The sequence below is a fragment of the Pseudoalteromonas sp. TB25 genome (assembly GCF_000497995.1).
GTDB lineage: Bacteria > Pseudomonadota > Gammaproteobacteria > Enterobacterales > Alteromonadaceae > Pseudoalteromonas > Pseudoalteromonas distincta.
Window position 1 is genome coordinate 1 of sequence record NZ_AUTI01000143.1, and the last position, 2,883, is coordinate 2,883.

Below are 2,883 nucleotides of genomic sequence, written 5' to 3' on the forward strand. Positions count from 1 at the left end.
TTAGCCACTGGCCTACATCGCCCGCGCCTTGAACCACATTAAACACACCTGCAGGTACGCCAGCTTCAACAAATACTTCTGCAAGTTTAAGAGCGCCCAGTGGTGTTTCTTCTGATGGTTTGAATATAAATGCATTACCAGCAGCAAGGGCAGGGCCCGACTTCCAACATGCAATTTGTAGTGGGTAGTTCCATGCACCAATACCCGCACAAATACCTAATGGTTCTTTGCGTGTGTAGTAAAAGTCATCACCAACCATTTGTTGTTGGCCTACTTGTGCTGGCGCAAGACCTGCAAAGTATTCAATTACATCAGCGCCAGTTTCAATATCAACACAATTTGCTTCTTGCATTGGTTTACCGGTGTCGAGTACTTCTACAAGTGCTAGTTCATCGTTGCGCTCGCGTAAAATAGCCACTGCTTTTAATAAAATGCGGCTACGTTCAATGGGTGTCATTGCTGACCACTGAGCAAAACCTTGCTTTGCACTGGCAATGGCTGCGTTTTGAATAAATTCGTCGGCAATTTCTACTGCGTAAATAACCTCGCCCGTTGCTGGGTTTGTTACATCAAATGTTTTGCCGTTCTGGTTTGCAAGAAAATGGCCGTTAATAAAATTTTGATAGACAGGTGTAGTCACGCTAGGCTCCATATTGCTTGATAAGTGAAAGTACATAGCTTTTTGCTAACTTTTCACAGTGTTTAAACTGATTATTGTCTGATTTACTCAGTACTGCTCTTAACCATAGGCCATCGATCATTGCGGCGCTAAGTTCTGCAGCTTGATTTGCTTGCTCAATAGGCATTAATTGTTTAAAAGAAAATGCTAAATTACTTTGCAAGCGTTTACTGTTTACATTTTGTAGTCGGTGTAATTCTTCATCATGCATCGATTGCGCCCAAAAACTTAACCACGTTCGGGTTGTATCATTACGCTGTTGTACAAGCGCAAAGTTGGCTTCGATAATAAACATTAAACGTTCAGTCGCATTTGTTTGATGATTTACTTTGCCTATCAAGTCTTGTTTTAAGCTTGTTAGTAAGTATCGAACAGTGGCTTCAATCAACCCCTGCTTACCACCAAAATAATGACTAATAATACCCGACGATAAACCTGCATTTTTACTAATGCTGTTTATAGTCGTTCCTTGTAATCCATTCGTCGCAACAGATTCTATAGTTGCGTCAATTAGCTGCTGACGCCTGACAGGTTCCATTCCAACTTTAGGCATAATTTTTATTAATTGAACGTTCAATAAAGATAAGCTTAAGGTAATAGCTCTAACAATTCAAGGTTGAGGTAAATATCTAGATGCCAAAATGTAGATTAATCATTAATAAAAGAGCAATTAATAGGACAAAGAAGATGTGGTTTTTATTTATTAAATTTTATTTAAAACAGTAGCTTGAGAATTTAATTTTTAAATTTAATAATAGTAATGATTTGTTTACAGCAATAAATGAATAAAATGTCAAAAAACCATTAGAACAATAATAGTTAGAGTACTAATAGTATTATTTTGATACAAAAGAGCACTAAACCTGCAATTGCTTAGTGCTCTAATAAATTTATATGGAGAGTAAACTTTGTGGTTTTATCGCTTTAAAGCGCTTGGTATTGAAAGGTTAGGCATTATTAATAACGCCTTTAAAAAGTAGGGGGTAACGTCTTAGTCTATTGCCAATGTAGTCATCAGCTAAAATTTGCTGGCAAATGAAATCAATATCTTTGCTTGCTTCAAATACCCAATCAAAGCGCTCTATAGCCAGTAAAAAACCACGCTTTAAATGAGTTTGAGAACGGTACTGTTCTAGGTTGTCTTGAATAATAGAGACTTTACTTGGATTAGCTTTAAGCTCTTCTACTACTTGATTAATAAAAGTAGTATTGAGCTTACTGGTCGGGCGGTGTCTGAGTTTTCGTGGGTGCATTAGCTCTCGTTTGCAATGTTATATAATTTTTTCAAAAAGTCGTCTTTATGCTTTTCATGCTCGTAGTTAAGGTGGTAAGTATTATGAAAACCAAAGCGCAGTTCTACGCCGCTACCTTGTAGATATACGGTGTAACCGTCTACGTCTGAATAAGCAGTAACGCCTTGATAATGCTTACCTTCATCAGTCATTTCACCTTTTTGAATTATGCGTTCATATACGGCTAAAATCTGTTTATTGTCGAGTTCGTTTTTCATGTTTTATACCTTTTATTAAAAAGCTAATACGATATAGATATGAGGGTCGATCATCTTAAAAACAATAGCTAAAAAAATGTGATATTGCTTTGTAATTTGGCCTTTTTAAATTATGCTCAAAATTCATTTATTGTTGAGCTTACACCATGATAGACAAGGCGTTACTACTAAAAACTCGTGAGTTATCGGATCAATTAATTGCATTGCAAACGCCTATTAGGATACTCGATGCTATTAATTGGGATAAACAAACTAAAGAGGAGTTTTTTAGACAAAAATGTCAAAAAAATCCACTGATCGATCGTGCATACTATCAACAGCGCGATCTTGGTTTTGTACCTAGCGAGTTACGCCAAGCGTTTTCTACTTTGCACCGTAACATTATTAACCAATTGGGTCAGTTAAATCCCATAGCTCAATACATGGGAAAAATGTGCACAGAGTATAAAACAGTATTAAGCATGCTTGAGTATCGTGGCACACCAGAGTTTCATGACTTATCGGTGGAGTTATTTGGTCACCCTAAAGATTTATTTCATGCCGGTGAGCCCTCACTTTCTGAGCTAGCTAATATGCTAGATAAACCGCTGCAAAATTTACTTATAGCCGACATACTGCCTGACGACCCTAAAAATATTGATGCTGTTGATGCAGTGCGTATTTTGTCTGAGCAAGTAACCGCTAGTATGGCAGG

The 2,883-nt window shown here is 37.3% G+C and carries 5 protein-coding genes; 1 reads left to right on the forward strand and 4 read right to left on the reverse strand.

The features are described 5' to 3' along the window. The 4 genes from L652_RS0103070 to L652_RS0103085 all read right to left on the reverse strand — a co-directional run. Positions 1–640 (reverse strand): aldehyde dehydrogenase family protein (locus L652_RS0103070; protein WP_024603275.1); only part of this gene is annotated, 640 nt, incomplete at its 3' end. Between the two features lies 1 nt (position 641). After that, on the reverse strand, positions 642–1,217 hold the full coding sequence (betI, locus tag L652_RS0103075) for a transcriptional regulator BetI (protein WP_024603276.1): 576 nt from the start codon (positions 1,215–1,217) through the stop codon (positions 642–644). Positions 1,218–1,626: 409 nt separating this feature from the next. Further along, entirely contained in the window at positions 1,627–1,932 is a 306-nt protein-coding gene (locus tag L652_RS0103080) for a hypothetical protein (protein WP_002958617.1), read from the reverse strand. Next, on the reverse strand, positions 1,932–2,189 hold the full coding sequence (locus L652_RS0103085; protein WP_024594831.1) for a DUF3081 domain-containing protein: 258 nt from the start codon (positions 2,187–2,189) through the stop codon (positions 1,932–1,934). Before L652_RS0103085 ends, L652_RS0103080 begins: the two co-directional genes overlap by 1 nt. Positions 2,190–2,335: 146 nt before the next feature. On the opposite strand from L652_RS0103085, the gene L652_RS0103090 reads away from it, so the two are divergent. Further along, positions 2,336–2,883: tyrosine/phenylalanine carboxypeptidase domain-containing protein (locus tag L652_RS0103090; RefSeq protein ID WP_024594832.1), on the forward strand; the 548-nt coding region annotated here is incomplete at its 3' end.

What these genes read in the sequence shown, in the direction of transcription:
- betI (WP_024603276.1), bottom strand. Translation starts at nt 1,217, where the DNA reads ATGGAACCTGTCAGGCGTCAGCAGCTAATTGACGCAACTATAGAATCT.
- L652_RS0103080 (WP_002958617.1), bottom strand. Translation starts at nt 1,932, where the DNA reads ATGCACCCACGAAAACTCAGACACCGCCCGACCAGTAAGCTCAATACT.
- L652_RS0103085 (WP_024594831.1), bottom strand. Translation starts at nt 2,189, where the DNA reads ATGAAAAACGAACTCGACAATAAACAGATTTTAGCCGTATATGAACGC.